The sequence below is a fragment of the Acidovorax sp. 106 genome (assembly GCF_003663825.1).
Lineage (GTDB): Bacteria > Pseudomonadota > Gammaproteobacteria > Burkholderiales > Burkholderiaceae_C > Acidovorax.
This window is the reverse complement of the sequence record NZ_RCCC01000001.1, coordinates 4,458,597-4,484,926: the sequence shown is the minus strand read 5'-3', so window position 1 is coordinate 4,484,926 and position 26,330 is coordinate 4,458,597. Positions and strand designations below refer to the sequence as shown.

At 63.6% G+C, this 26,330-nt stretch carries 24 protein-coding genes; 8 read left to right on the top strand and 16 right to left on the bottom strand.

What is annotated here, in order from left to right; translation table 11 throughout:
- Positions 1–3: 3 nt before the first annotated feature.
- On the bottom strand, positions 4–1,116 hold the full coding sequence (gene lptG, locus C8C98_RS19700; protein ID WP_121456411.1) for an LPS export ABC transporter permease LptG: 1,113 nt from the start codon (positions 1,114–1,116) through the stop codon (positions 4–6).
- A complete protein-coding gene (lptF, locus tag C8C98_RS19695; RefSeq protein WP_099741268.1) occupies positions 1,113–2,207 on the bottom strand; it encodes an LPS export ABC transporter permease LptF in 1,095 nt (364 codons plus the stop codon). Before lptF ends, lptG begins: the two co-directional genes overlap by 4 nt.
- Before the next feature lie 23 nt (positions 2,208–2,230).
- Between lptF and C8C98_RS19690 the strand changes: the two genes are divergently transcribed.
- The 4 genes from C8C98_RS19690 to C8C98_RS19675 all read left to right on the top strand — a co-directional run bounded on the left by C8C98_RS19690 (position 2,231) and on the right by C8C98_RS19675 (position 6,106).
- Positions 2,231–3,745 (top strand): leucyl aminopeptidase, encoded by a 1,515-nt coding sequence (locus C8C98_RS19690; protein ID WP_121455649.1) that lies wholly within the window; start codon positions 2,231–2,233, stop codon positions 3,743–3,745.
- A 4-nt stretch (positions 3,746–3,749) separates the two neighbouring features.
- Positions 3,750–4,184, top strand: a complete 435-nt coding sequence (locus C8C98_RS19685) for a DNA polymerase III subunit chi (protein WP_121455648.1) — start codon at positions 3,750–3,752, stop codon at positions 4,182–4,184.
- Between the two features lie 3 nt (positions 4,185–4,187).
- Entirely contained in the window at positions 4,188–4,844 is a 657-nt protein-coding gene (locus C8C98_RS22245) for a hypothetical protein (protein WP_370450426.1), read from the top strand.
- A 131-nt stretch (positions 4,845–4,975) separates the two neighbouring features.
- Positions 4,976–6,106, top strand: coding sequence for a branched-chain amino acid ABC transporter substrate-binding protein (locus C8C98_RS19675; RefSeq protein ID WP_099741266.1), 1,131 nt, complete (start codon positions 4,976–4,978; stop codon positions 6,104–6,106).
- 119 nt (positions 6,107–6,225) lie between these two features.
- Here C8C98_RS19675 and C8C98_RS19670 read toward each other — a convergent pair whose 3' ends face one another.
- Positions 6,226–7,233 carry a D-2-hydroxyacid dehydrogenase family protein gene (locus C8C98_RS19670; protein ID WP_121455647.1) on the bottom strand — a complete coding sequence of 336 codons (1,008 nt, stop codon included), beginning with the start codon at positions 7,231–7,233 and terminating at the stop codon, positions 6,226–6,228.
- A gap of 734 nt (positions 7,234–7,967) precedes the next feature.
- Entirely contained in the window at positions 7,968–8,642 is a 675-nt protein-coding gene (gene lexA / locus C8C98_RS19665) for a transcriptional repressor LexA (protein WP_121455646.1), read from the bottom strand.
- Positions 8,643–8,729: 87 nt separating this feature from the next.
- Here lexA and C8C98_RS19660 point away from each other — a divergent pair, with 87 nt between their 5' ends.
- The gene (locus C8C98_RS19660) at positions 8,730–9,701 is read left to right on the top strand and encodes an asparaginase (RefSeq protein WP_233574615.1); all 972 of its coding nucleotides are present in this window, start codon (positions 8,730–8,732) and stop codon (positions 9,699–9,701) included.
- A gap of 144 nt (positions 9,702–9,845) precedes the next feature.
- On the opposite strand, the gene adk is transcribed toward C8C98_RS19660, so the two are convergent.
- The 6 genes from adk to C8C98_RS19630 form a co-directional block, all read right to left on the bottom strand.
- The gene (gene adk / locus C8C98_RS19655) at positions 9,846–10,502 is read right to left on the bottom strand and encodes an adenylate kinase (RefSeq protein WP_099655614.1); all 657 of its coding nucleotides are present in this window, start codon (positions 10,500–10,502) and stop codon (positions 9,846–9,848) included.
- Between the two features lie 163 nt (positions 10,503–10,665).
- Positions 10,666–11,478, bottom strand: a complete 813-nt coding sequence (gene kdsB / locus C8C98_RS19650; RefSeq protein WP_121456408.1) for a 3-deoxy-manno-octulosonate cytidylyltransferase — start codon at positions 11,476–11,478, stop codon at positions 10,666–10,668.
- A 44-nt stretch (positions 11,479–11,522) separates the two neighbouring features.
- On the bottom strand, positions 11,523–11,705 hold the full coding sequence (locus C8C98_RS19645) for a Trm112 family protein (RefSeq protein WP_121455645.1): 183 nt from the start codon (positions 11,703–11,705) through the stop codon (positions 11,523–11,525).
- Between the two features lie 33 nt (positions 11,706–11,738).
- Positions 11,739–12,854 carry a tetraacyldisaccharide 4'-kinase gene (gene lpxK, locus C8C98_RS19640; RefSeq protein WP_121455644.1) on the bottom strand — a complete coding sequence of 372 codons (1,116 nt, stop codon included), beginning with the start codon at positions 12,852–12,854 and terminating at the stop codon, positions 11,739–11,741.
- Between the two features lie 5 nt (positions 12,855–12,859).
- Positions 12,860–13,294, bottom strand: coding sequence for a biopolymer transporter ExbD (locus C8C98_RS19635; RefSeq protein ID WP_121455643.1), 435 nt, complete (start codon positions 13,292–13,294; stop codon positions 12,860–12,862).
- 26 nt (positions 13,295–13,320) lie between these two features.
- Positions 13,321–13,953 carry a MotA/TolQ/ExbB proton channel family protein gene (locus C8C98_RS19630; protein WP_099655610.1) on the bottom strand — a complete coding sequence of 211 codons (633 nt, stop codon included), beginning with the start codon at positions 13,951–13,953 and terminating at the stop codon, positions 13,321–13,323.
- 352 nt (positions 13,954–14,305) lie between these two features.
- Here C8C98_RS19630 and xseA point away from each other — a divergent pair, with 352 nt between their 5' ends.
- Together xseA and C8C98_RS19620 are read left to right on the top strand one after the other, a co-directional pair.
- Positions 14,306–15,634, top strand: coding sequence for an exodeoxyribonuclease VII large subunit (gene xseA / locus C8C98_RS19625; protein ID WP_121455642.1), 1,329 nt, complete (start codon positions 14,306–14,308; stop codon positions 15,632–15,634).
- Positions 15,635–15,825: 191 nt separating this feature from the next.
- Positions 15,826–16,407: a superoxide dismutase gene (locus C8C98_RS19620; RefSeq protein WP_121455641.1), complete on the top strand. Its 582-nt coding sequence runs from the start codon at positions 15,826–15,828 to the stop codon at positions 16,405–16,407.
- Between the two features lie 73 nt (positions 16,408–16,480).
- On the opposite strand, the gene C8C98_RS19615 is transcribed toward C8C98_RS19620, so the two are convergent.
- On the bottom strand, positions 16,481–16,957 hold the full coding sequence (locus tag C8C98_RS19615; RefSeq protein WP_121455640.1) for a DUF192 domain-containing protein: 477 nt from the start codon (positions 16,955–16,957) through the stop codon (positions 16,481–16,483).
- Positions 16,958–17,243: 286 nt separating this feature from the next.
- On the opposite strand from C8C98_RS19615, the gene icd reads away from it, so the two are divergent.
- Positions 17,244–18,503 (top strand): NADP-dependent isocitrate dehydrogenase, encoded by a 1,260-nt coding sequence (gene icd, locus C8C98_RS19610; RefSeq protein ID WP_121455639.1) that lies wholly within the window; start codon positions 17,244–17,246, stop codon positions 18,501–18,503.
- A gap of 356 nt (positions 18,504–18,859) precedes the next feature.
- Here the strand turns inward: icd and C8C98_RS19605 are convergent, their stop codons facing one another.
- The 5 genes from C8C98_RS19605 to C8C98_RS19585 form a co-directional block, all read right to left on the bottom strand.
- Entirely contained in the window at positions 18,860–20,305 is a 1,446-nt protein-coding gene (locus C8C98_RS19605) for an ABC transporter ATP-binding protein (protein WP_121455638.1), read from the bottom strand.
- Entirely contained in the window at positions 20,302–21,186 is an 885-nt protein-coding gene (locus C8C98_RS19600) for an ABC transporter permease (protein WP_121455637.1), read from the bottom strand. The genes C8C98_RS19605 and C8C98_RS19600 overlap by 4 nt, the downstream gene beginning before the upstream one ends.
- Positions 21,183–22,151, bottom strand: a complete 969-nt coding sequence (locus C8C98_RS19595; protein WP_121455636.1) for an ABC transporter permease — start codon at positions 22,149–22,151, stop codon at positions 21,183–21,185. The genes C8C98_RS19600 and C8C98_RS19595 overlap by 4 nt, the downstream gene beginning before the upstream one ends.
- Positions 22,148–23,752, bottom strand: a complete 1,605-nt coding sequence (locus tag C8C98_RS19590; RefSeq protein ID WP_233574614.1) for an ABC transporter substrate-binding protein — start codon at positions 23,750–23,752, stop codon at positions 22,148–22,150. The genes C8C98_RS19595 and C8C98_RS19590 overlap by 4 nt, the downstream gene beginning before the upstream one ends.
- 320 nt (positions 23,753–24,072) lie before the next feature.
- Complete coding sequence (locus tag C8C98_RS19585; protein WP_121456406.1) at positions 24,073–26,256, bottom strand: TonB-dependent siderophore receptor; 2,184 nt, start codon at positions 26,254–26,256, stop codon at positions 24,073–24,075.
- Between the last annotated feature and the right edge of the window lie 74 nt (positions 26,257–26,330).

Here is a 26,330-nt window from a genome sequence, read left to right as displayed (position 1 = left end):
GCGTTAGCGCCTGAGCACCAGCCACCCAAAAGCGGCCAGAGAGAGCAATGAGTAAATGAGGCCGGGCGCTGCCGCAGTGAGCCAGGGCGACCAGTTTTGCAGGTTGCCCGCGTAGCCGAATACGTTGTTGAGCAGGAAGAAGCTGATGCCGGCCATCACCCCGCCAAACACATAGCCCGCAATACCGCCTGAGCGGAAGTGCAAATAGGCGAAGGGCAGGGCCAGCACCACCATGACCAGGCAGCTGAGGGGATAGAAGACTTTGCGCCAGAACTCGATTTCGTACCGCTGTGCCGATTGTCCGTTGCTGTCGAGGTGGCGGATGTACTGGAACAGGTCGAACGTGGCCATGCGGTCTGGCTTGAGCAGCGAGGCGGCCACCATGTCTGCGCTGATATGGGTGCTCCATTGCCACTCGGGCAGTTTCTGGTGTTCTACACGGGCTTCGGTGTCGCCGCGTTGGAAGAAAACGCTGCGTTGTACATCGCTCAGGTCCCAGGCGCCTGACTGGCTGGTGCTGACCTGCCCGGTAGCCGCGTGGGTTTGTGAGGCAATGCGGCCTTGTTCATCGAACTCAAAGATCCGCACATCGACCAAGCCACTGTCTGGCCCAATGGCGCGCACATTGACGGCGTAGGAGTGGTTGTCCTGCTTCTCCTTGAGCCAGGCCCCTGTGGCGCCTGCACTGAGCTTGCCCAGGTGGCGTACCTTGATCAGTTGGGCGGCCTTGTCGGTCAGTGGTGCCAGGTAGTCGCCGACAGCAAAGGTGACCAGTACAAAAAAACCGCCCAAGGTGAGCAGGGTGCGCAGGGCCAGCCAAGGGCCCATGCCGCTGGTGCGCATGATGGTGAACTCAGAGCTTTGCGCCAGGCGCGCCATCACAAAGATGGTGCCAATAAGCACCGTGATGGGCAGCAGCTCGTAGAGATGGCTGGGGATGCTGAGCGTCACGAACAGCAGGGCGTGCGACAGCTGGTAGCCGTTTTCCCCGGTGCGCCCAATCCAGCGCAGCTCGTCCACCAGGTCAAAGAAGAAGAACAGCGCCAAAAAGCCAATGGTCACGAAGGTGACCGCAAAAACAGCTTCGCGGTGAATGAGGCGGCGTAAGGTGTTCACGCAGGGCTCCTTGGTGCCCACAGGCGGCTAGGCGTCCACTGGTTGTGCCGGATGGCCAGCAGCAGCAGGCCTACGGCCAGCGTGCCACCGTGCAGCAGCACCATGAACCCGACCAGCCCCATGCGGCCGGAGCCAATCCAGCTTTGACCCAATGTCATGAGGTTGTAGTAGATGATGAAAGCAAAGAGCGCCAGCACCATGCTGGTGCTGCGCGCGGCTCGGGGGTTGGCGCTGGCCAGCGCCAGGCCAAGCACCACAAAATTGAGCGCGGCCAGCGCCAGGCCCGCGCGCCATCCCAGTTCTGCCAAGTTGGCGGGCACCGGCTGGGCTAACAAGGCGGGGGTGGAGCGGGTCTTGACGGAGAACTCCTCCACAGCGCCCGGCGGTGCAGAGCCAATGCGGGTGGAATATTCTTCAAATTCGCTGACTTTGAGGCCCGCCTTGTCTCGGGTGGATTCCAGTCGTTGGCCGTTGATCAAGATGGCGATACGGTCCTCGCCCTTGATTTCCATGCGTGCACTGTGTGCGCTGGTCACGGATTCCTTGTCGCCTACCGACGTGGCGATGAAGATGTTGTTGCCAGCCTGGGTGTCGGGTGCATCTTTGTCAATGAAGAACACCCGGCTGCCGTTGGCCGACTCCTGGAATTCGCCGGGGGCAATGCGGTCAATGTCGCTGCGTTGTTCGTAGCGGGTTTTCAGTTCCTGGATCTGGGTGTTGGACCAGGGCCAGACTGCCAGCGATAGCACGGCGATGACGGCCATGACGGGCCAGGCAAAGCGCAGCAGAGGTGGCAGAAGGCTGACCAACCCACGGCCACTGGCAAACCAGATGACCATCTCGCTCTCACGGTACATTCTGGAGAGTGTGCTGACCACCGCAACAAACAGGCTCAGGCTGAGAATGATGGGCAGTTGACCGAGCACGGTAAACCCCATCACGAGCATGACGTCAGAGGGATTGACGCTGCCCCGTGAGGCTTGTCCCAGGGTGCGGATCAGCATCATGGTCATGACCACGGTGACCAGCACCACCAGCGTCGCGCCGAAGCTGCGCGCCAGCTCCTTGCGAATAGATGAATCGAATAACATTGGCTCGAAGGAAAACACCGATTATGAACTTTGATCTGAAGAAACTGGATTTGGATGCCGCCGCAAGCGAAAAATGCGACTTGTTGGCTGTTTTGGTGACTGAGGAGTTCAAGGCTGGCAAGGACCCGTTGTCGGCCTTGGCAGGGCAAGCCATTAAGCAAGGTGACTTCAGTGCCAAGCTGGGCAAAGTGCTGCAGTGCTACAACGCGCCAGCAGCTGTTGCCCGGCGTGTGGTGTTGTTGGGCGCGGGTGATGGGTCTGCGCGTGCTGTCCGCCAAGCGGTGCTGTCGCTGTCTTCCTTGCTCAAGGGGCCTCAGGTCAAGCGCATGGCTGTGGTGTCTTCCGTTGCATTGTCCGGCCCCGCTGTCAGCTCCTTGGTCCAGGCCGTGGCTGAGGCCAGCTATGTTTACACCACCACCAAGTCCAAAGCAGAAGCGCGAGCCTTGGTGCGTTGCGTGGTGGGGGTCTTTGATGTCACCAAGGTCCGGTCAGAGTTTGATGAAGGAGTGGCATTGGTTGCCGGCGTTGAGTTTGCCCGTGAATGGGGCAACAGGCCCGCAAACCATGCCACGCCGACGATGTTGGCCGAGGCCGCCAAATCGCTGGCCAAGCAGCCTCGCGTCCAATGCAAGGTGCATGGCCCTGCCGAAGTGGCAAAGCTGGGCATGGGCGCTTTCATGGCCGTGGCCCAGGGGGCGGAGCAGCCCCTGCGGTTCATTGAATTGCACTACCGTGGTGCAGCCAAGGATGCCCCTGCGGTGGTGCTGGTGGGCAAAGGGATCACCTTCGACACCGGCGGCATCTCCATCAAGCCTGCAGGCGAGATGGACGAGATGAAGTTCGATATGTGTGGTGCTGCCAGTGTGCTGGGGGTATTCAAGGCCCTGGCTGAGCTGCAGCCCGCATTGAATGTGGTGGGCTTGATCCCGGCGTGCGAGAACATGCCCGATGGCCGTGCGGTAAAACCGGGCGATGTGGTGACCAGTATGAGCGGCCAGACCATCGAGATCTTGAACACCGACGCCGAAGGGCGCTTGGTGTTGTGTGACGCGCTGACGTACGCTGCGCGCTTCAAACCAGCGGCGCTGATTGACATTGCCACCCTGACTGGCGCCTGCGTGATTGCCCTGGGGGGCGTGCGCAGTGGCCTGTATTCCAACCGCGATGACCTGGCCCTGGCTTTGCAGCAGGCGGGTGACGCGTCGCTGGACCTGTGCTGGCGCATGCCTCTGGACGATGACTATGCCGATGGACTCAAGAGCAATTTTGCTGACATGGGCAATGTGGCTGGGCGGGCTGGTGGCTCTATTACGGCTGCCAAGTTCTTGCAAAAATTTGTAGGAGACATCCCCTGGGCGCATCTGGACATTGCGGGCACCGCATGGAAGGGGGGGGCGGCCAAGGGATCTACTGGGCGTCCTGTGGGTTTGTTGTTTCAGTACCTGCTGACGCAGGCCGCTGTAGCGGCTCAAGAAGGCGCAAAACCTGCAGCCAAACCCCGCGCCAAGCCTGTAAAGCGTGCATCGGCAGCCAGCTGAGCCAATGACAGAGATCGCCTTTCACTTCAATGCGCCAGACAAACTGGCCTATGCGTGCCGCTTTGCGCGCAAGGTCCAGCGAGCGGGAGCCCAACTGGTGATCTTGGCACCCAAACCTGTTTTGGTGGACCTGGATCGCATGCTTTGGTCGGTGTCGCCGCAGGACTTTGTTGCGCACTGCTTCGACGATGCCGATGAGGACCAGTTGGCGGTATCGCCAGTCGTGTTGTCTGCTGAGTTGGGTGCAACGCCGCACCAGGACGTGCTGCTCAATCTAGGCGCTCAAGTGCCTGCTGCGTTTGAGCGGTTTTCTCGGCTCATTGAGGTAGTGAGCTCCACCGATGAACAAGACAGGGGCCAGGCACGGCTGCGATGGAAGCACTATGCGGCGCGTGGCTACGCGATTGTTCGACACGATTTGGTGTTGAAGGGGGGGTGAAGAATGTCCACGGCACCTCCCAGAGTCCCACCGCGTTTTGTCCCGACACTCACCGAAGTGGTGCAAGCCCCATCAGGGCAAAGTGTCGCAGCCCCTACATCGGTGCCAAAGCCTGTGCCTGCTTCGGTGGCTCCCTCCACTCCAGGGGTTGAGGAGAAGGTTTCGGGCACCCCGTTGGTGAGGGGGGGAGCTACAGGTTCTTTTTCTGCTAAGGCGCTCCCTGCGCAGCCAAGCCCGGCTGCTCGGGGTATTTCGGGGGACGGAAAAGGGGGCTCTCTAGGCGCTGCGCGTTCTGCTCCGACGGCCCCGGCCCCGGTATCTGCTTCAGGAGTGAGGGCGGGTGCATTGGGCTCCTCCATGCCAGCGGTGGCTTCCCCGGCCCCCATGGCCTTTGCCAAAGAAGCCCGCGTTGACGTGCGTCCGCCCGCTAGATCGTTGCCTGAGGGAACTGAGGAGTACATGGTTCATCGGGTGATGCAGCGCGTGGATGTGGTGCTGGACCAGCGGTTGCGTGAAGCCATCGCCACGGTGGTGCAGGAGCAAACCAGATCGGTGCTGCCACGCTTGCGCGAAGAGATTGAGTCCGTGGTGCGCCATGCGGTCTATGAAGCCGTGGCCGACGAGCTGGCGAGCGCAGACCCTGACGCACCTCAAGGATGACAGGGTATTCCCCTGTGGTTTCCCCTGCATTTAATCGTGTTCCCTAATGAGCTGGCCTGTAAATTGCGATATGTTCCACTGCGTTGAGACACAAGAAAAATTCTCAGCGTTTATCTTTACTGGAGATTGATATGCAATTGAAGTTGAAACTGACCGTGGTTGCTGCTATCGCAGCTGTTGCCGGTGTGGCCTCTGCACAAGAGCAGGTGGTTAAGATCGGTCACGTGGCTCCTGTTTCTGGCGCGCAGGCTCACTACGGCAAGGACAACGAAAATGGCGCTCGCATGGCCATTGAAGAGTTGAACGCCCAAGGTGTCACCATCGGCGGTAAGAAGATCAAGTTTGAGCTTCAGGCGGAAGATGACGCTGCTGATCCAAAGCAAGGGACAGCCGCTGCACAAAAACTGTGCGATGCTAAGGTTGCTGGCGTTGTGGGTCATTTGAACTCCGGTACGACGATTCCCGCATCGAAGGTTTACAACGACTGCGGTATCCCCCACGTCACGGGCGCTGCGACCAACCCCAACCTGACAAAGCCAGGCTACAAGACCACCTTCCGTATCATCGCCAATGACAATGCGTTGGGTTCCGGTTTGGCTTTCTACGCTATCGACACCCTGAAGCTGAAGACCGTTGCGATCGTGGACGACCGTACTGCTTACGGCCAAGGTGTGGCTGATGTGTTCAAGAAGACAGCCGCAGCCAAGGGCATGAAGGTTGTGGATGAGCAGTTCACCACCGACAAGGCGACTGACTTCATGGCCATCCTGACCGCCATCAAGTCCAAGAACCCTGATGCTATCTTCTTCGGCGGTATGGACCCACAAGCCGGCCCCATGCTGCGCCAGATGGAGCAGTTGGGTATGGGTAATGTGAAGTACTTCGGCGGCGACGGCGTGTGCACCTCTGAAATTGCCAAGCTGGCAGCAGGCGCCAAGACTTTGGCCAACGTGATCTGTGCTGAAGGCGGTGCATCGCTGGACAAGATGCCTGGCGGCAAGGCCTGGAAGGCCAAGTACGATGCCAAGTACCCTAACCAATTCCAGGTTTACAGCCCTTACACCTACGATGCGACGTTCTTGCTGGTGGATGCCATGAAGCGTGCCAACTCGGTCGATCCTAAGGTCTACACCCCAGAATTGCTGAAGTCCAACTTCAAGGGCGTGACATCCACGATCCAGTTTGAGCCCAATGGCGAAATGAAGAACCCCGCCATCACCTTGTACGTGTACAAGGATGGCAAGAAGACACCTCTGAACTAAATCCGTTCAGTAGCTTCTGATGCGCAAAGGCCCCCTGCTTGGAGCAAGCAGGGGGCCTTTGTTTTTGATGACCCGAATGACGTCGAAAAGCCCTGGACCAGAGGGGCTGGTTCCTGCCCTTAGCGGCGCACTTGCAGTGACCCAGGGTTCACAATGTTGGTGGGCGTGCCTTTGATGAAGTTCACTACATTGTCAAAGGCTGCTCCGAAGTACAACTCATAGCTGTCCTGTTCCACGTACCCAATGTGGGGCGTGCAGATGCAGTTTTCCAGCCGCAAGAGAGCATGCCCTTGCAGGATGGGCTCGCTTTCGAAAACATCCACCGCCGCCATGCCGGGGCGTCCGCGATTGAGCGCAGCAATCAGTGCGTCGGGTTCCACCAACTCGGCTCGGGAGGTGTTGACCAGCAGTGCTGTTGGCTTCATGCAGGACAAATCTTCCAAAGAAACAATACTGCGTGTCTCTTCATTCAGCCGCAAGTGCAGGGAGATGACATCGCACTGGGAGAAGAACTCCTCGCGGGTGGTTGCAATCTGGTAGCCATCGCTCAGCGCCTGGGCTCTTGAGGCCTCTCTGCCCCAGATGCGCACATTCATGCCAAATGCTCGGCCATACCCCGCCACCAATTGCCCAATGCGTCCATAGCCCCAAATGCCCAGCGTTTTGCCCCTCAGCACTGTTCCAACGCCAAAGTTGGGGGGCATGGATGCGTTTTTGAGTCCTGACTGCTGCCAAGCGCCATGCTTGAGGTTGGCGATGTATTGAGGAAGGCGGCGAGAGGCCGCCATCACCAGCGCCCAGGTCAACTCGGCGGGGGCTACTGGAGAGCCCACACCTTCCGCCACTGCAATTCCGCGCTCCGTACAGGCAGCCACATCGATATGGCTGCCCACTTTGCCAGTTTGCGCAATCAGTTTGAGCCGAGGCAGTTTTTCAACCAACTGGCGGGTGATTTGCGTACGTTCGCGCACCAGCACGATGATGTCTGCATCACGCAGACGCACCGACAACTGGCCTAACCCCTTGATAGTGTTGGTGTAGACCTTGGCGGTGTAGGCGTCGAGCCGGGTGGCGCAATGGAGCTTGCGCACTGCGTCTTGGTAATCGTCCAGGATCACAATATTCATCCCGATATTGTGCCTTGCCCGCGCGGCCCTCAGGTGGCGTGGGCAACAAACGATGGCGCAGTTAAATGCAACGCGATGTGTGGTGTGGCAGTTTGATCTCTTGGATTAACCAAGGGCCTGTTTACGATCCCCTGCGAGATCTGAAACAGGCTCTCAGCTTTCAGGCCAAGGTTTCTCGCGCTGCAAGCCTGTCCAGTTCTGCACACACGTCGGCCATTCGGCCCGAGATAAACAACTTGTCGAAGCCGCTATTGCAGGACGAGTGCACAACCCGTAGCACTTGCCGCGCAGGGGGACGACGCAGTGCATGGGCGCTGTGGGGCAGTGGGCGATGCGCCAGCTTTGTCTCGGCTGCCACGCATGCACTTCGGGCTGGAGCATGGGCCTTGGGGTGGTCTGGGCGCTGAGCATGCGGTGCAGGCGTTTCAAGCACCAAGCCTTGGGCAAACTTGCACGGGTTGGCCTGCTCGCTGCCCAAGGCCGCGTTGCCAAGGGCTACCTCGTCGCCAAGTGGAACCTGGCCAAGTGCCCTGGGTGCGAGCCAGCGTGAAAGCACTTGCAGGGGCGAGGCGAACGAGGAGAGAGTCAAAGATCCAATTCCCATGTGAATACTCCGAAGATCGGTGGATGAACATAGGCAGGATTTCAAAAACACAGCGTTCCCCAGGGCTGACAAGGTGTGGCAACCTCGTCAAACGCCCGCCACCTGAGGGGCTGCGCATCTGGTGTTGGGTTTACATCAGCATCGTGTTTCTGATGAGGCCTACAGCCAATCCCTCGATTTCAAAGACTTCCCCAGGCCGTACGGTAATGACAGGGTAGTCGGGGTTTTCGGGCAAAAGCTCAACCCCCTTGGCGGTGCGCTTGAGCCGTTTGACGGTGACTTCGTCGCCCAGGCGGGCCACCACAATTTGGCCATTGCGTGCCTCTTTGGTGGCCTGCACTGCCAGCAGGTCGCCGTCCATGATGCCTGCGTCGCGCATGGACATGCCTCGCACCTTGAGGAGGTAATCTGGCTTGTGCTGAAAGAGGCTGTTTTCTACGCAGTAGGTTTGGTCCACATGTTCCTGCGCGAGAATGGGGGAGCCAGCAGCCACGCGGCCAATCAGCGGCAGGAAGAGTTGAGACACTTGCTGCAGCGGTGCCGCAAAGTGCTGCCCTCTGGCGGCATTGATGGCGCGAACCGTGTCGCTGCGCAGCCGGATGCCACGCGACGTGCCGCTGACCAACTCGATGACGCCTTTGCGTGCAAGGGCCTGCAGGTGTTCTTCTGCCGCGTTGGCCGACTTGAAACCCAGCTCTGTGGCGATCTCTGCACGGGTAGGGGGGGCCCCTGTGCGTGCGATGGCGGTCTGGATCAAGTCCAGAATCTGTTGTTGCCGGGCCGTGAGTTTGGGGTTGTCGAACATGACTGTGTCTGCGGCTTGCTGAGGGTTTAGGGCTACTGTTTTTTAATCCAGTACCTGTATTTTTCACCAGTTTTTTGGAGTGCGCAAGTGAGTACGCAAAAAATCGTCGTTTTGGGGACGGGCGGCACGATTGCCGGAAAGGCCGCGAGTGCGGAGGACAACGTAGGTTACAAAGCGGCGGAGGTGGGGGTCGCTGACTTGCTGCAAGGCGTGCCGGGGCTGGGCAAGGCGTTGCAAGGGCATGTTTTGGAGTCTGAGCAAATTGCCCAGATCGACAGCAAAGACATGGGGTGGGATGTGTGGCGTACGTTGGCAATGCGTTGCCAACAGTTGCTGTCAGACCCCGACGTGACGGGGGTGGTGATCACCCACGGCACCGATACGCTGGAAGAGACCGCGTGGTTTCTGAGCGCGGTGTTGGACGCCTCCAAGCCTGTCGTTCTGGTCAGTGCGATGCGCCCGGCCAGTTCGTTGACGCCCGATGGGCCTCAGAATTTGCTGGATGCCATCGCTGTGGCGACCCATCCCCGCGTGGGCGGCGTGCTGGCTGTGGCTGCGGGTGTTGTGCATGCTGCAGAGCATGTGCACAAGGCGTTTCCTTACCGCGTAGATGCCTTCACTTCAGGAGAGGCGGGGCCGTGCGGGTGGGTGGAGGAGGGGCAGGTGCGTTGGGCGCGGGAGCCCGGTGCAGGGTGTCGGGGAGCCCATGCTGTGTTGCTGCACAGGATGCCTCCCGCTGCCGACTGGCCCTGGGTGGAGGTGGTGTGCAGCGGGGCAGGCGCCAGCGGGCGTGCAGTGGATGCCTTGGTAAATGCCCGTGTGCAGGGCCTGGTGGTGGCCGCTACGGGCAATGGCTCCATCCACCATGCGCTGAAGGAGGCTTTGCTGCGCGCGCAGCAGCAGGGCGTTTGCGTGGTGACCGCTACCCGGTGTGGACAAGGGCACACGTTGGTGGGGCCCACAGGCGACTTTGCCGGAGCAGCGGGGCTGTCGCCCATCAAGGCGCGGATCCAACTGGTGTTGGACCTGATGTCACGCAATGGGGCGCAAGCTGTGTGATCTGGCACTGCAGCCCCCCGTTTAGGCAGGTCTGCGGACAGGGCTGCAGGGCATAGAAAAAACCCCTTGCTGCAGCGCTGCGGCAAGGGGTTTTATCTTGGCGGTTTACCGCCGGGATGGATCGGGACAGGTGCCCCTCAGAGATCAGTGGCTCAGCGCTTCAAATGCGCGGGCGGTGATCTCATCCACCGTGCCAGTGCCACTGATGGCGCGGTACTTGGGGGCCTGTGTGGGCTCTTGTTGTGCCCAGTTGCTGTAGTAGTCCACCAAGGGGCGTGTCTGGTCGCTGTAGACCTGCAGGCGCTTCTTGACGGTTTCTTCCTTGTCGTCGTCGCGCTGGATCAGGTCTTCACCCGTCACATCGTCCTTGCCTTCCACCTTGGGTGGGTTGAACTTGACGTGGTAGGTGCGGCCGCTGGCAGGGTGCGAGCGGCGACCGCTCATGCGTTCCACGATGGCTTCAAAAGGTACGTCGATTTCGAGCACGTAATCCAGCTTGACGCCAGCAGCCTTCATGGCATCGGCTTGGGGAATGGTGCGGGGAAATCCGTCGAACAGGAAACCCTTGGCGCAGTCGGGCTGGGCAATGCGCTCTTTGACCAGATTGATGATCAGCTCGTCGCTGACCAGTGCGCCAGCCTTCATCACAGCATCGGCTTGCAAACCCAGGGGCGTGCCGGCCTTGACGGCGGCGCGCAGCATGTCTCCGGTGGAGATTTGAGGAATGCCGTACTTCTGGCAGATGAAGGTGGCTTGCGTGCCCTTTCCGGCGCCAGGCGCGCCCAACAGAATCAGTCTCATGGAGGTCCTCAAGGTTAGAAATCGTGCGGCAGGGCTGGCGGGGGCGTGAAAGTCCGCCCGGGATGCCGTGCTCTCGTTGCGGGCAAGGATAGCATGTGACAGCTTGGTACAGCCTTACGCTGCCGCTGCTTTGGCGACTGTGTTTTCCCTGTGTACAGCCTGCTCAGTGACGGGGGTTGGCGGGGGCCAGCAAGGCGCGGACTTTTGCCAAATCTTCCGGTGTGTCCACCCCAGGGCCGGGCGCTGTAGCCGCAATGTGCACGGCGATGCGGTGCCCATGCCACAGCGCGCGCAGTTGCTCCAGGGCCTCCACGGCCTCGGTGGGGGCGACGGGCAATTGGGGAAACTGCCGCAGAAAGCCTGCACGGTAGCTGTAGATGCCTACATGGCGCAGCGGCGAAAAGCCTGTGGCGCTGTGGGCCACAGGGCTTTGGGTGGCGGCATCCCACCAAGCGGTGTTCGAATGGTCTCGCGACCACGGAATGGGCGCGCGGCTGAAATAATAGGCCAGGCCCTGGGCGTCCAGCACGACCTTGACCACGTTGGGGTTCAGGTAGTCTTCCCTCGATGCGATGGGGTGGGCTGCTGTGCCCATGCTGGCCTGGGCTTGTGCGGCCAGCAGGCCCGCCACGGCATTGATCAGGGCCGGGTCTATCAAAGGCTCATCGCCCTGCACATTGACGACGATGTCGTCTCCTTGCAAACCCAGTTGTTCGCAGGCCTGTGCCAGGCGGTCGCTGCCGCTGGCGTGGTGCTTATCGGTCAGCACGGCTTCGATGCCATGCTGTTGGCAGGCTTGCAGGATGAGGTCATCGTCTGCCGCCACCACCACGCGCTGGGCCTGGCTTTGCTGGGCGCGCTGGGCCACGCGCACCACCATGGGTGTCCCGGCTATGTCGGCCAGCGGCTTGTTGGGCAGCCGTGAAGACGCCAGCCGGGCCGGGATCAGCACGGTGAATGGCGTGGCGGCACCGATGGCTGCGGGGCTGGGTGAGTGGCCTGGCATCGCTGGCCCGTCGCTCATGCCTCCAGCTCCTCGTCGCTCAGTGTGCGGGCTTCGTTTTCCAGCAGTACCGGAATGCCGTCGCGCACGGGATAGGCCAAGCGGGCGCTGCGAGAAACCAGCTCTTGGGCCTCCCGGTCAAACGTCAGGGGGCCTTTGGTAACGGGGCATACCAGCAGTTCAAGCAGTTTGGGGTCCATGGCGGCGTGTTCAGTCTGAAAAAAGCAGCGCGCTCAGCGCGCGAAAGTGGCAGGGGATGATAGCGGCGAAGCCAGGCGGGCCAGGCGTTCTTTCAATTGGCGGAGAAAGCCCTCGTCCAGCGTGATCTGCAGAGGCACAGCCAGGGCGTCCGGGTGCTGCTTCCACAGTTTGACAGCGTCTTTTTCAGTGCAAACAAGCACCTCGCGCTGATCAGATAAGCGCTGCCAGCTATCAAAATCATAGTGGTCTGGCAGGGCTTCCTGGGCGGCCAATGTCAGCCCCGCAGATTGCAGCATGCCAAAGAACAGGCCCGGCTGGCCGATGGCGGCCACGGCGTGCACCGGCAGGCCCTGTAGTGCGCTCAACGGTATCTGGCGCCCGTCGGCCGCCACGGCGTAGCTGGCAAGGTGGCGTTGCAGTCCAAAAGTGCCGCCGGTGGCTGGTGCCTTGGCGAGGCTGGGTGGTGGTGTATCACCCGTGTACAGCACCCAGTCCACCCGCCGTGGCCAAGGCTCGCGCAGGGGGCCTGCGGGCAGCAAAAAGCCGTTGCCTGTGCCGTGGGGGTTGAAGACGCAAATTTCCAGATCGCGCTGCAGCGCCAAGTGCTGCAGGCCATCGTCGCAGACCAGCACGTCTACCTCGGGGTGCTGCGCCAGCAGGGTACGGGCAGCCAGGGTGCGCTTGCTGGCAACATATACCGGCACTCGGCACTGCTGTGCGATCAGCAAGGGCTCGTCCCCCACCTCGCTGGCCACCGAAGTGGGCAAAACCGCCAGGCAACCCTGGGTGGTGCGGCCATAGCCGCGAGAGACAACGCCAGGGCGCAGGCCCAGGCTTTGCAGGTGTTGGACCAGCGCCATCACCACCGGCGTTTTACCGGAGCCTCCGGCCACCACGTTGCCCACGACGATCACAGGCCGCCCTGGGTGCTCTGAGTGCAGCAGGCCGGTTTGGTACAGCGCGGCACGGATCGCCATGAGCGCGCGGTACAGCTGAGACACAGGCCACAGGGCCCAACTCAGCGCACTGCGTCGCTGCCACAGGGCGGGCCAGCCCTGGGTGCCACTGATTTTTTGGGGGGAAGAGTTTGGCTGCACACCCCCGGACCGCGAGGCCGAGGAAGGCGGCTGCGGCGTGGGGGTTGCCATGCCGCTCAGCGGTTGCTTGCGCGCGCGCCAGCGGTGGATTGGGTCGCGAAGGTGATTTGTGTCAGTCCCACGCGCCGGGCCGCTTCCATCACAGTCACCACCGACTGGTGGGGTGCCATGGCATCGGCGCTGATGATGACGACGCTGTCTTTGCCTGCGCTGGCGGCGCTGCGCAGGGCCTGGGCCACGGCGTCCACGCTCTTGCCCTCCACGCCGCCCTTGTTGACGGCGTAGCGGCCATCGGCTGCCACGGCAACGATGACCTCCTTAGGGTGGTCGCGTTGCTGCTCGGCATCGGCCACCGGCAGGGTGAGCTTGAGTTCGGTGAACTTGCTGTAAGTGGTGGTGAGCATCAAAAAGATGAGGATCACCAGCAGCACGTCGATGAACGGAATCAGGTTGATTTCCGGCTCATCCTTCGCTCGGGGTCGGAAGTTCATGGGCATACGCTGGGCCGCCTGTTTGCTTACTTGCGGTGGCGCAGGATGTGGCGCACAAACTGCTCAGACGCCAGCTCCAGGGTGAGCAGGTAGGCATCGACCCGGCCACGGAAGTAGCGCCAGAAGATCAGCGCCGGGATGGCCACGATCAGGCCAAACGCGGTGTTGTACAGGGCGATGGAAATACCTTGGGCCAGCTGGGCGGGGTTGCCGCCTCCCAGGGCGCCCGTGTTGCCGCCTTGCGAGCCAAAGATTTCGATCATGCCGATCACGGTGCCCAGGAGGCCCAGCAGCGGAGCGGCAGAGGCAATGGTGGCCAGCGCGCTCAGGTACTTCTCCAGGCGGTGGGCCACGGCCCGGCCACTGCCTTCCATAGTGGCGCGCAGGTCGGTCTCGCTGCACTGGGGATTGGCGTTGAGCGCGCGCAGGCCCGAGGCCAGCACCTCACCCAGGGCCGAGCTTTGGGCCAACTGGTTGACGACATCCGGGGTGGGCAGCGAGCGGGAGGACACGGTGATGGCCTCGTCCAGCAATTTGGGGGGGGCGATGCGGGCTGTTTTCAAGGAAACAAAACGCTCGCAAATCAAGGCCAGAGCCAGGACAGAACAGGCAATGAGGGGCCAAATGGGCCAGCCTGCGGCTTGTATGATGGACAGCAATTCTCTCTCCGCTCAGGTGAAGTCAGTCGGCAATTATGGCCCAGGCGGCTGGCGCTTTAAGGTCACAAACCGTTACGAGAAATCGCCACCCTCGGTGCGCAAACTTCGCCCACAAAATCTGTGGATAACTTTGTGGGTAAGCGGGTGGGTATCCCCGCCAAAGCGGCGCCAAATGGGCGTTGCAACAGATTGATGAAAAATTGCACAGCAAAAAATCCATATAAAACAATGACTTGTACGTGTTTGCGTCTTTTGCAGGGTGTTGGCTTGGCCGGGGTGTGTGGCGCTGGTGCGTCGCCCGCGCTGTGGAGTACTTGGGGTCACGCCGCTGCGCCAAGGCCCGTGGTGGCCCATGTTTGAGGCGTCCACCCCCGCAGCCACGCCGCGTGTGTGGGAAGTCGGCGCGCTGTGCCGCGCCATTGCTGATGCGCTGGAGGCGCGCTTCAACCCTGTCGCGGTGCGGGGCGAGATAACCGGCTTCTCGCGCGCATCCAGCGGGCATTGCTATTTCTCGATCAAGGACGCCGCGGGCCAGTTGCGTTGCGCCATGTTCCGCCGTGCGGCCGGGCTACTTGACTTTTCTCCCAGAGATGGTGAATTGGTCGAGGTGCGTGGACGCCTGGGGGTCTACGAGGCCCGGGGCGATTTGCAGTTCATTGTGGAGAGCATGCAGCGCGCAGGCCAGGGCGCGCTGTTTGAGCAGTTCTTGCGCCTCAAGGCCCAGCTCGAATCCGAAGGGCTGTTCGATGCACGGCGCAAGCGCCCCTTGCCTCTGCAGCCGCGCGGCATTGGCTTGGTCACCTCGCTGGGGGCTGCTGCCTTGCACGATGTGGTCACGGCGCTGCGCCGCCGGGTGCCGCACATCCCGGTGGCGTTGATCCCTGCGCAGGTTCAGGGCGCGGCGGCCCCGCAGTCCATGGTGGCTGCGCTGCGGCAGATGTACGCATGGGCCGAGGGCGCGGGCGCGCCTTGGGGCCCCGAGCCAGGGGGCACCGTCCCTATCGACGTCATCTTGCTGGTGCGCGGCGGCGGGTCGATGGAAGACCTGTGGGCCTTCAACGATGAGCAACTGGCGCGCACCCTGGTGCAAAGCCCTGTGCCCCTGGTCAGCGGCGTGGGGCATGAGACCGACTTCACCATTGCCGACTTCTGCGCCGACTTGCGGGCGCCCACGCCCACGGCTGCGGCCGAGCTGGTGGCGCAGCCGCGCGAGGTGTGGCTGGGCGCGCTGGACCTGCTGGCCGACCGCCTGGGCACCGCTGTGCAGCGCCAGCTGGACGCACGCCACCAGCGGCTGGACCAGGCCGCGCAGCGGCTGGGGCGCCCATCGGGCTTGGCCGCGCGAGAGCAACTGCGCCTGGCCCGCTGTGCACAGCGCATGCGCCACGGCATGCTATTGAATTTAGAGCGGCTAGCGCTTAAGCACAAAGCGCTAGAGGCCGATTTGCCTATCAAGGTGGCCCGCCAGATCACGCAACAGTCTGACCGACTGGAGCGCGCACGCAGGCAACTGGAGCTGCTGAACCCGCAACTGGTGCTGCAGCGCGGCTACGCCTTGCTGACCGACGGCGACGGCCATGCCGTGACCGGCGTGGGCCAGGCCCGCCCCGGTGATGCGCTGCGGGCCACGCTGGCCGATGGGGTGTTGGACCTGACGGTGGGGCAGCCGCGCTTGCTGTGATTGCCGCGTGCACCGTAAGTGCGCCGTGCTTGCTGTTGCGCAGTGTGGCGATGTATCGCCACTTCTCTGCACAAGGCTATTGATCTTCCTACAATGCCACGTCGCGTCAAATTGCGCGCCAGGTGGGCGGTGGCTTGCCAGCCAAGCTGCCACCTACCTTCCAGCATTGCAAACCACGAGGAAATACCACCATGGAACACACCCTTCCCCCGCTGCCTTACGCCATCGACGCACTGGCCCCCCACTACAGCCAGGAAACGCTGGAGTTTCACCATGGCAAGCACCACAACGCCTATGTGGTGAACCTGAACAACCTGCAAAAGGGCACTGAATTCGAGTCGCTGTCGCTCGAAGAAATCATCAAGAAGTCGTCCGGCGGCATCTACAACAATGCAGCCCAGATCTGGAACCACACCTTCTTCTGGAACTGCATGGCCCCAAGCGGTGGCGGCGAACCCACAGGCGCCCTGGCCGATGCCATCAACGCCAAGTTCGGCTCCTACGCTGCTTTCAAGGAAGCCTTCGTCAAGAGCGCCGTGGGCAACTTTGGTTCGGGCTGGACTTGGCTGGTGAAGAAGGCCGACGGCAGCGTCGACATCGTCAACACCGGCGCCGCTGGCACGCCCCTGACCACTGCCGACAAGGCCCTGCTCACGGTGGACGTGTGGGAACACGCCTACTACATCGACTACCGCAACATGCGTCCCAAGTTTGTGGAAACCTTCCTGGACAAGCTGGTCAACTGGAAGTTTGCCGAAGCCAACTTCGCTTGATGCCTGGTTTCACCAAAGCATAAAAAAACGGCCGTGAGGCCGTTTTTTTATGGGCGCAGGCTTTGCGGACTGCTTATTTCTTGGCGTTGAAGACGGCCGCGCTCACCAGTTTGCTACCCGGCTTGATGCCTTTTTGCGCAAACCAGCCTTGGTTCATCTCCAGCACATAGCGCACCGGCTTGGTCGAGCAGTGCGAGTCTTCCGTCTGCGGCTTCATGTCGGCCAGATTCACGATGGTGCCGTCGTCGGCCACAAAAGCCGCCGTCAGTGGCAGCAGCGTGTTTTTCATCCAAAAGCACTGCGTGGCCGGTTGCTCAAAGACAAACAACATGCCCTCATGCGCGGGCATTTCCTTGCGGTGCATCAGGCCGGTTTGCCGCTCCTGCGGGGCTGCTGCCACCTGGGCGTCAATGCGGTGCATGCCGGCGGTGATTTCCACCCGCTGCAGATTCATCTGGGGCTGGTTCTGGGCGGCAGCGGGGGCCGCGCAGGCGATGGCGAACAAGCTGGTGGCGAGCAGCCGGGCGGTAGAGGAAGAAAGGCTTGGCATCGAGGCAGGGGCTTTCAAGAAGAGTGGAGTGCGACAGGGCATCGCATGCTCGCATTTTGATCGAACTGGGTGGCAAGGCGGTGGCCGCCACGCGCCGCCTGCCAACACCGCCGCAGGCGCTGGGTTTGGATGCGCGCAAGCCGCGCGGGTTCCGCCAAGTCGCTTGGCCGAAGCGACGCAGAACAAGCCCTAAAATGAAAAATTCTGCCGCAACGGCACATCCCATTCCGCATTCCATCGACTCAACGGCTGAACCCGTTTCAGCCAACACGGAGACCTCTGCCCAATGACCACTTTCCAGCACATCCAGGTTCCTGCCCAGGGGCAGAAGATCACCGTCAACGCCGACATGTCGCTGAACGTGCCCGACCAGCCCATCATCCCCTTCATCGAAGGCGATGGCGTGGGCCGCGACATCACTCCCGTGATGATCAAGGTGGTGGATGCCGCTGTGGCCAAGACCTACGGCGGCCAGCGCAAGATCCAGTGGATGGAAGTGTTTGCGGGCGAGAAGGCCACCCGCATCTATGGCCCCGACGTGTGGCTGCCCGACGAAACCCTGCAGGCCGTGCGCGACTACGTCGTGTCCATCAAGGGCCCGCTCACCACGCCCGTGGGCGGCGGCATCCGCTCGCTGAACGTGGCCCTGCGCCAGGAGCTGGATTTGTACGTGTGCCTGCGCCCCGTGCAATATTTCAAGGGCGTGCCATCGCCGCTGAAAGAGCCTGAAAAAACCAACATGGTCATCTTCCGCGAGAACTCGGAAGACATCTACGCAGGCATTGAATTCCCCGCCGAATCTGACAAGGCCAAGAAGCTCATCCGGTTTTTGCAGGAAGAGCTGGGCGCCACCAAGATCCGCTTCCCCAACACCTCGGGCATCGGCATCAAGCCCGTCTCGCGCGAAGGCACTGAGCGCCTGGTGCGCAAGGCCATCCATTACGCCATTGACCACAACAAGCCCAACGTGACCATCGTGCACAAGGGCAACATCATGAAGTACACCGAAGGGGGCTTCCGCGACTGGGCCTATGCCCTGGCGCAAAAGGAGTTTGGTGCCGAGCTGATCGACGGTGGCCCATGGTGCAAGTTTGCCAACCCCAAGACGGGCAAAGAAATCACCATCAAGGACAGCATTGCTGACGCGTTTTTGCAGCAGATTTTGCTGCGCCCCGCCGAGTACTCGGTGGTGGCCACGCTCAACCTCAACGGCGACTACATCTCTGATGCGCTGGCCGCACAAGTGGGCGGCATCGGCATTGCGCCGGGCGCCAACATGTCCGACTCGGTGGCGTGCTTTGAAGCCACGCACGGCACCGCGCCCAAGTACGCAGGCAAGGACTATGTGAACCCCGGCTCCGAGATCCTATCGGCCGAGATGATGCTGCGCCACATGGGCTGGAAGGAAGCCGCCGACCTCATCCTGAAGTCGCTGGAAAAAGCCATTGCCAGCAAGAAGGTGACCTACGACTTTGCCCGCCTGATGGACGGCGCTACGCAGGTGAGCTGCTCGGGCTTTGGGCAGGTGATGATCGACCAGATGTGAGGGGCATGAGGGCTTTGGCAGAGCCCGTCGCCGCAGAACAGGCTTCACAGCAAAAGCCCCCTGCAGTCCATGACTGCAGGGGGCTTTTATTGTTTTCGCCCGATGAGGTACGCATTTCAGGTGGTTCTCACACCCTCTCCCCTTGTGGGAGAGGCCCGGGAAGAAGGGGGAAATGGGCGCAGCGCTCGTACTGGCCCCCTCTCCCCAACCCTCTCCCACGAGGGGAGAGGGGGCAATTCCCAGCGCAGCGATTGGGGCAAAGACCAATATTTCTCGCTGAGATATGCACCATATCAAGCGTTTTCGGCCTCTAGCGCTTGATGGATATGCGCAAGCAGCTATCTTCTTGATAGCGTTTATCTGCCAGCCGTTGCCCCCGCCTTCAACCCAATCCGCCGCGTCGCCACCGCAGCAGCCAGGTGCTCATCGTGCGTCACCAGCATCAGCGCGGCGCCGGTCTCCTGCGTGGCGCTCAGCAAGATCTGGATGGCCTCTTGCTGCGTGATCGGGTCCAGGCGCGAGGTGGGCTCGTCGGCAAACAGCAGGGCAGGTTGCGCCACCAGCACGCGGGCCAGGGCAATGCGCTGCAGCTCGCCGCCCGACACTTGCTCGGGCTTGCGCTCCAGCAGGCTCTCAGGCACGCGCAGTTGCTCCAGCCGCCGCTGCACCGCCTTCCAGTCACAGCGGTGCAGCCGGGCAGCATCCCGCAGCGACTGGGCCAGGCTGATGTGCGGCGCAAACGAGCCGACCGGGTCTTGGTATAGCTTTTGAAACGCATGCGGGCGCAGGCCGTTGCCGCGCGCCACGCTGCCCGTGTCGGGCCGCAGCAGGCCCAACAGCACATTGCCTAGCGTGCTTTTGCCCGTGCCGCTGGGGCCCTGCACGGCCACACGCTCGCCGCTGCGGATTTGCAGGTCCATGGGCGCAAACAGCTGCTGCGCGCCATAGGCTTTTGATATGCCCTGAGCCTGCACCACGCTGTCGCCCACCTGCGGCGGGGCAAATGGCAGCCAGCGGGCCGGGTCGGCGTCCATCAACTGGCGGGTGAAGGGGTGCGCGGGCTGCGCAGCCACCTCGTCGATGCGGCCTTGCTCCACCGCCTGCCCGTGCCGCAGCACGATGACCTGGCCGCCCAGCGCTTGCGCCACGGCCATGTCGTGGGTGATGGCCAGCAGGCAGCCGCCCGCCTGCAGCACGCCACGAAACAGCGCCACAGTGCGGTCGCGCCAATGGTTGTCCAGGCCCTTGGTGGGCTCGTCCACCATCAGCACCGGGGCGCCGCCCGCCAGGGTGATGGCGGCCACCGCCCGCTGGGCCATGCCGCCCGACAGTTGCCAGGGGTAGTGCCCTGTGGCCTGGCCCAGGCCCGCACGGGCCAGCTCTTGCTGCGCACGGGCTGCCGCATCGGCAGGCGGCTGTGCGTGCAGCAGGGCATAGACCTCGGCCAGTTGCGGCGCCACGCGTTGAAAGGGGTTGAGGGCCACCGACGGCTCCTGCGGCAGCAGGGCCAGCTTGCGGCCCCACAGGGCGCGGCGGCTGGCGGCGTCTTCAGCGCGGGTGGTCACGCCGTCGATGGTGATGGCGCCCGATGCCCGCAGCGCAGGCGGCAGGTTGCCCATGATGGCCTGGGCCAGCAGCGACTTGCCCGCGCCGCTTTCGCCCACCAGGCTCAGCGCCTCGCCTGCATGCAGCCTGAAAGAAATACCTTGCAGCAGGGCGCGGTCGCCCACATGGATGGCCAGGTTGTCCACCACCAGCAGGGCCGTGGTTGAAGCGGTGATTGAAGGGGTTGTCGGGCTCATGCGGCCTCCCGCTCAGGTTGGATCAGCATCATGGCGGCCACCAGCCACAGCAGCACGGCGGTGGGGGCAGCAATCAGCCACGGGGCTTCTTCGTAATAAGGCATGGCCTCGGTGATCATCAGGCCCAGCTCGGCCGTGGGGGCCTGCGCGCCCACGCCCACAAAGCCCAGTGCCGCCAGTGCCAGCACGGCCTGCGCGGTGGTAAAGGCCAGCAGCGTGCCCAGCGTGGGGGCCAGTGCGGGCAGCAGGTGGCGGCGCAGCACATAGGCCTGGCCAAAGCCCAGCAGGCGCGATGCCTGCACCGCGTCGCCCGCCAGCACAGGGCGGGCCATGGCCCGGCACACGCGAAAGTATTCGACCCACAGCGCAGTCGCCATACCTACGTACAGCGCCCACAACTGGCCGGGGGCCAGCGCCGCAATCAGCAGCACCAGCAGCAGGCCGGGTATGGCCAGCACCGCATCGGCCAGCATGACCAGCACCCGCTCGGTGCGCCCGCCGCGCCATGCCGCCAGCACGCCCAGCAGGGTGCCGGGCACGGCAGCGCTCAGGGCCGCCAGCACGGCCATGCCCAGCGATAGCTGCGTGGCATGCGCCAGCCGCGCCAGCCACGAGCGGCCCAGCACGTCGGTGCCCAGCCAGTGCTCGGCACCGGGCGTGGCCAATTGGTTGCGTAGGTTTTGCTCAATGGGGCTGGCGCCCACCAGCCAGGGGCCCAGCAGCGCCCACACGGCCAGCAGGCCGATCAGCACCAGGCCCGTGCGTTGCTGCCATGAAGCAGTGGGTCTTGCTGCGCCCATGGGGGCCATGGGCATGGTCGGTGCTGCTGCTGCAGCAGCCGCCTGCGCCGGGGTCGTCGTCATTGTGTGGTGCGCGGTCATGCGGACACTCCTCTTTGTTGGCGCGGGTCTAGCGCCACGCAGGCGGCATCCAACAGCAGGTTGAACACCACAAACAGCAGCGCCATGGCCAGCGCCGCGCCTTGCACCACCGGAATGTCGCGGCCAAAGATGGCATGGACCAGCGCGTGGCCAATGCCGGGCCAGGCAAACACGGTTTCCACCACCAGCGCGCCTTCCACCAAAAACAGCGTTTGCACGCCCAGGTAGGCCACCACCGGCACGGCCACCGCGCGCAGGCCGTGGCGCACCAGCGCCTGCATATCGCTCAGCCCCTTGGTGCGGGCAAACTCAAACGCGGGCGACTGCGCCACCTCTTGCATGGCGCTGCGGGTGACGCGGGCCAGCCCTGCGCCCAGGCCCAGGCCCAGCGCCAGGGCGGGCAGCACCAGGCTGGCGCTATCGTCGTCGCCCGCCACGGGCAAAAAGCCCCAGTGCACCGCCACCAGCAGCATTAGCAGCACCGACAGCAAAAACGGCGGCGTGCCGCGCAACGCCACGGCCAGCGCCCAACTGGCGCGGTCGGCCCAGCGGCCAGGGCGCAGGCCCGCCCACAGGCCCAGGGGCACGCCCACGGCCAGCGCCACCGCCAGCGCGGCGGCAGACAGGCGCAGCGTGGCGCCCAGGTGGTGGGCCACCTCCACCCACACCGGGCGCTGGGTGATGAGCGACTGGCCCAGGTTCAGCGTGGCCATGTCGCGCCACCAGCCCAGCAGGCCCTGCAGGGCGCTCTGGTTCAGGCCCAGCTCGGCGCGCACGGCGTCGGCCGCCGCGCCGCTGACCAAATCCAGCCCATAGCGGCTGGCGGCCACGCGCATGGCCAGGTCACCCGGCAGCGCGCGCACCATGAAAAAGCACAGCGTGCCGATGATGAGCGCCAGCGCCACCACCTGCAGGCCGCGCCGCCCCAGCATGTGCAGCCAGGGGTTGCGAGAAAGGGGGTTCATGTGTTGTTGCTCCAGTGCATGTCGGTCAGTCGGTAGCTGCGCTCCAGCGGGTCCAGCGACACGCCTTGCAGGCGCCGGTTCACGGCCACGTGCTGGCGGTACCAGGCGATGGGGATGACGGGCAGCTCGGCTTGCAGCGTTTGCGTGACGGTGGCGCGCAGCGCCTGGGCGCGGCGGGCGTCGGGCGCGCTGCGCATCAGCTCGGCCAGGGCTTGCACCACGGCGTCGCTGTGCCAGCCCATGGCGCCCCAGTCACCGCCTTGGGCAGAGAAGTCGCCCGCCAGCGTGCCAGCCGGGTCGGGCACATTGGTGTAGTTGCGTGCAGCCATGCCCAGCTGCAGCGTGCCGTCGCGGTGGCCCATGGGGATGTCCCCTGAGTTGCTGATGGCCACTTTGACGGCAAGACCCGCCAGCCGCCACTGCTCTTGCAGCGCGGTGGCAATAAGGGGCAGCTCGGGGCGGTCCATGAAGGTACGGATTTCCAGGGTGAGTGGCTGGCCGTCAGGCCCGCGCAGTCCGTCTGCATGGCGCTGCCAGCCCGCTTCGTGCAACAGGCGCTGTGCGGCCTCGCGGTCATGGCGCAGCGGGGGCAATGCCGGGTTGTGCCAGTCGGCCAGCACCGGCGGCAGCAACTGTGTGGCGGCCAAGGTTTCGTCACCCATCAGGGCCAGTGCAATGCCAGCGCGGTCTATGCACAGGCTCAGCGCCTGGCGCACGCGCACGTCTTGCAGGCTGGGCAGTTTGGCGTTGAGCTTGACGAGGACCGTGCGCGGCAGCGTCACCGAAGTGATACCCACCTTGGCGTGGCGCTTGAGCCGCCGCAGGCTGGCAGGGTCCAGCCCGTAGGCCAGATGGGCCTGGCCGCCTTCCACCATCAGCGCGCGGGTCTCGGCCCGGCTGGCGGCCATGTAGGCCACGCTGCGTATCGCAGGGGCGGGTGTAGAGCCGGGGTGGTCGTAGTCGTCAAACGCCTCGGTCTCCACCTGCTGGGGCGGCACCAGCTTGGCAATGCGGTACGGGCCGCTGCCGATGAGGCGTTGCACCTTGCCGTCCGCGCCATAGCTCTGGGGCGCCAGCACCAGCGTGCTGTAGTGCGCCAACTGGGCGGCCAGGGCGTTGTGCGGGCGGCTCAGGCGGATGTGCACGGTGGCATCTCCGTCGCTGGTGATGGCGGTGATGGGCGCGTTGCTGAGCAAGGCGGGCGCCTTTTGCGCACGCTGCAGGCTTTGCACCACGGCCTGCGCGGTCACCCGGTCGCCGTTGTGAAAGCGCGCCTGGGGCCGCAGCGTGAACTGCCACACCAGCCCATCGGCAGACACCTGCCAGCGCTGGGCCAGCGCAGGCTGCGGGCGGCCGTTGTCGCTGGCGCCCAGCAGGGTTTCGCACACCTGCAGGTTCAGCAGCATGAAGCCGCTGCTGGCGGGCGAGAGGCTGGTGAACTCCCACGGGCCCACGATTTGCAGCGTGGCCGGCGGCGGGGCAATGCCCTGCGCCTGCGCCCAAGGGGCCGCGCCTGCAGCCACGGACGCCGCAGCGGTTTGCAGTGCAGCACGGCGTGTGCAGCCTTGCTGTGAGGGGACGGGCTTGAAGCCGTGTTTCAAATAAATCTCCTGTGTTGTGTTGGAGGGGTGTTGAGCAGTGCGCTAAGGCTCGCTGGCATGACTTGCGTACCTCCCCGCCCGTTCGCCCTGAGCTTGTCGAAGGGCCTGCACAGCCAGTGCCCTGGCTTCGACAAGCTCAGCCCGAACGGTGGGAGGGTGGGCACGGTTTGGCGTGGCTTGCGCCCCCCCCACCCGTTCACCCTGAGCTTGTCGAAGGGTCCGCACACCCCGTGCCCTGGCCTCAACAGATTCAGCCTGAACGGATGATTGAGCGCGACAAGGCATGGCTTGGCCGCAGTGCGTCACAGGCATATCCAGCGTCAGAACTTGGCCTGCAGCCCCACGGTGACGGTGCGCAGTGCCCCAGGCGTCACCCACACGCGGCTGTACGAGCTGGTGTAGTGCACCTTGTCGAACAGGTTGTCCACGTCCAGCGTCAGGTTGATGGTGGGGCTCAGGCGCCAATAGGCCAGCAGCTTGGCCGTGGTGTAGCTGGGCAGGTCGAACGCGGCGGTGCCTGCATTGGCCTCGGCCTGCGTGCGGGCCTGGCCCAGGCGCTTGCCCATGTAGGTCACGCCGCCGCCCACGCCATAGCGCTGGCCGTTGGCCAAGGCGTCTTCGTACACGGCCAGCACGCTGCCGTTCACCTTGGGCACGTTCAGCAGCCGCCCGCCCACTTCCAGCGTGTTGTCGCGGGTGATTTCCACGTCGTTGAACACCAGGCTGGCGTTCAGGCGCCAGTTCGCGCTCAGGCGGCCGGCCACGTCCAGCTCCAGCCCCCGGCTGCGCACCTCGCCTGCGGCGGCCGAGAAGCCCGCGTTCAGTGGGTCGCTGGTCAGCACATTGCGCTTGGTGATGTCAAACAGCGCAGCCGTGGCGCCCAGGCGCTGGTCGGCGCTTTCCCACTTGGCACCCAGCTCGAAGGCGCGGACTTTTTCGGGGGTAAAGGCATTGCCAGCGGCATCGCTGCCCGTGTTGGGGCGGAAGGACTTGCCCGCGTTGGCATACACCGTCCACCCCGCGCTGGGCAGCCAGCTCACGCCCAGGCGCGGCGACACGGCCGAAGGAGTCTGCACGGTGGTCGTAGCGTTCAGGCGGTTTTGCAGGCTCTGGTCGTAGTTGTCGGCCCGCAGCCCGGCCATCACGCGCCACTGCTCGCCCAGCTTCAGGGTGTCTTGCACATACAGCGCGGTGTTGCGCTGCTTCTCACGCGTGTCGGTGTTGCGGCCCGGTGTGGGCTGCGCCTGGCCGTACACGGGGTTGAAGATGTCAATGGCGTAGGGCGCGCTGGCGCTGGGGTTGGCGCGCAGCATCAGCGAATCCATGTGAAAGCGGTAGCTTTCCAGCCCCACCAGCACCTCTTGCTCCAGCCCGCCCGCGCGCACCGTGCCTTGCAGCTCGGCCTGCAGCGCCACGTCGTCCGACTGGTAGTCGCGGTAGCGGCGCTGGCGCCGCAGGGTGCGGCCATCGGCCTGCAAAGCGCTGGCCTCGGTCGAAAAGCCCTTCAACCCCGTTTCGCGGTACGACAAGCCCGTGCGGCTGCGCCAGTCGGCATTCCACTCGTGCGACAACACCAGTTGGTGCGTCTGGTTGGTCACCGTCACATCGCCGTCAGCTGGCTCGCCCAAAAAGCGGCTCACAGGCACCGCGCCCAGTTGGTTGTTGACCGCCACCACGCCCCGGTCTAGCGGCGTGGCGTGGCGCAGGTATTCAGAGGTGTATTCGAGCACCGTGTTGGGTGACAGCTTCCACGTAAACGCCGGGGCCACCACCTGGCGCTGGGCGCTGACTTGGTCGCGAAAGCTGCCCTTGTCCTCCACCGCCACGTTCAGGCGGTAGGCCAGGTTGTCAGAGATGGGGCCCGTCGTGTCCAGCGCCGCACGGCCCAGGCTGTTGCTGCCTGCATAGGCTTCGACCGAATGCGCAGCCTTCCACAGCGGCTTTTTGCTCACGATGTTGAGCGTGCCGCCGGGCTCGCTGCTGCCATACAGCGCTGCGGCTGGGCCTTTCAAAAACTCAATGCGGTCCACCCCCGCCAAGTCACGCGGCGCGTTAAAGCCCCGGTTGGACGAAAAGCCGTTGAGCAGCGTTGCCATGCCCGTGTTCTCGTTGCCCGGCAGGCCGCGAATGGCAATGTTGTCCCAGAGCCCGCCGAAGTTGTTCTGGCGCGAGACCCCGCCCACATAGTCCAGCACATCATCGAGCCGCGTCGCGCCCAGGTCGTCCAGCGTCTGGCGCGACATCACGCGCACCGACTGCGGCAGCTCGCGCAGCGGCAGGCTGGTCTTGGCCCCCTCGGCCTCGTCGGCGTAATAGGTGCCCGAGGCACTGCGGCCTACCACGTCCACCGCAGACAGCGTGGGCGGGGTGATCACATCGCCGTCTGCGGCCCAGGCGGTGGGCAGCGATGCAAAAAAGGCAGCCACCGCCAAAGCCGTCAACGTGGGGCGCGGCAGCGAGGGTGGGGTAGAGGGGCGAGAAAAAGAAACCAAAGAAGAACGCATGGCAAACCAGTCCAAAAGCAATGAATGCGAAAGCCAGGGACAGCGGCGCACGTCGCCCATTCAGGACGCACACA

Excerpts from the sequence above, each read along its gene's own strand:
- C8C98_RS19595 (WP_121455636.1), bottom strand. The coding sequence starts at position 22,151 with ATGAACCCCCTTTCTCGCAACCCCTGGCTGCACATGCTGGGGCGGCGC.
- lptF (WP_099741268.1), bottom strand. The coding sequence starts at position 2,207 with ATGTTATTCGATTCATCTATTCGCAAGGAGCTGGCGCGCAGCTTCGGC.
- adk (WP_099655614.1), bottom strand. The coding sequence starts at position 10,502 with ATGAGACTGATTCTGTTGGGCGCGCCTGGCGCCGGAAAGGGCACGCAA.
- C8C98_RS19615 (WP_121455640.1), bottom strand. The coding sequence starts at position 16,957 with ATGCCAAGCCTTTCTTCCTCTACCGCCCGGCTGCTCGCCACCAGCTTG.
- C8C98_RS19645 (WP_121455645.1), bottom strand. The coding sequence starts at position 11,705 with ATGGACCCCAAACTGCTTGAACTGCTGGTATGCCCCGTTACCAAAGGC.
- icd (WP_121455639.1), top strand. The coding sequence starts at position 17,244 with ATGACCACTTTCCAGCACATCCAGGTTCCTGCCCAGGGGCAGAAGATC.
- C8C98_RS19675 (WP_099741266.1), top strand. The coding sequence starts at position 4,976 with ATGCAATTGAAGTTGAAACTGACCGTGGTTGCTGCTATCGCAGCTGTT.
- C8C98_RS19690 (WP_121455649.1), top strand. The coding sequence starts at position 2,231 with ATGAACTTTGATCTGAAGAAACTGGATTTGGATGCCGCCGCAAGCGAA.
- lpxK (WP_121455644.1), bottom strand. The coding sequence starts at position 12,854 with ATGGCAACCCCCACGCCGCAGCCGCCTTCCTCGGCCTCGCGGTCCGGG.
- C8C98_RS19585 (WP_121456406.1), bottom strand. The coding sequence starts at position 26,256 with ATGCGTTCTTCTTTGGTTTCTTTTTCTCGCCCCTCTACCCCACCCTCG.
- C8C98_RS19685 (WP_121455648.1), top strand. The coding sequence starts at position 3,750 with ATGACAGAGATCGCCTTTCACTTCAATGCGCCAGACAAACTGGCCTAT.
- C8C98_RS19670 (WP_121455647.1), bottom strand. The coding sequence starts at position 7,233 with ATGAATATTGTGATCCTGGACGATTACCAAGACGCAGTGCGCAAGCTC.
- C8C98_RS22245 (WP_370450426.1), top strand. The coding sequence starts at position 4,188 with ATGTCCACGGCACCTCCCAGAGTCCCACCGCGTTTTGTCCCGACACTC.
- C8C98_RS19620 (WP_121455641.1), top strand. The coding sequence starts at position 15,826 with ATGGAACACACCCTTCCCCCGCTGCCTTACGCCATCGACGCACTGGCC.
- C8C98_RS19635 (WP_121455643.1), bottom strand. The coding sequence starts at position 13,294 with ATGAACTTCCGACCCCGAGCGAAGGATGAGCCGGAAATCAACCTGATT.
- xseA (WP_121455642.1), top strand. The coding sequence starts at position 14,306 with ATGTTTGAGGCGTCCACCCCCGCAGCCACGCCGCGTGTGTGGGAAGTC.
- lexA (WP_121455646.1), bottom strand. The coding sequence starts at position 8,642 with ATGTTCGACAACCCCAAACTCACGGCCCGGCAACAACAGATTCTGGAC.
- C8C98_RS19605 (WP_121455638.1), bottom strand. The coding sequence starts at position 20,305 with ATGAGCCCGACAACCCCTTCAATCACCGCTTCAACCACGGCCCTGCTG.
- C8C98_RS19600 (WP_121455637.1), bottom strand. The coding sequence starts at position 21,186 with ATGACCGCGCACCACACAATGACGACGACCCCGGCGCAGGCGGCTGCT.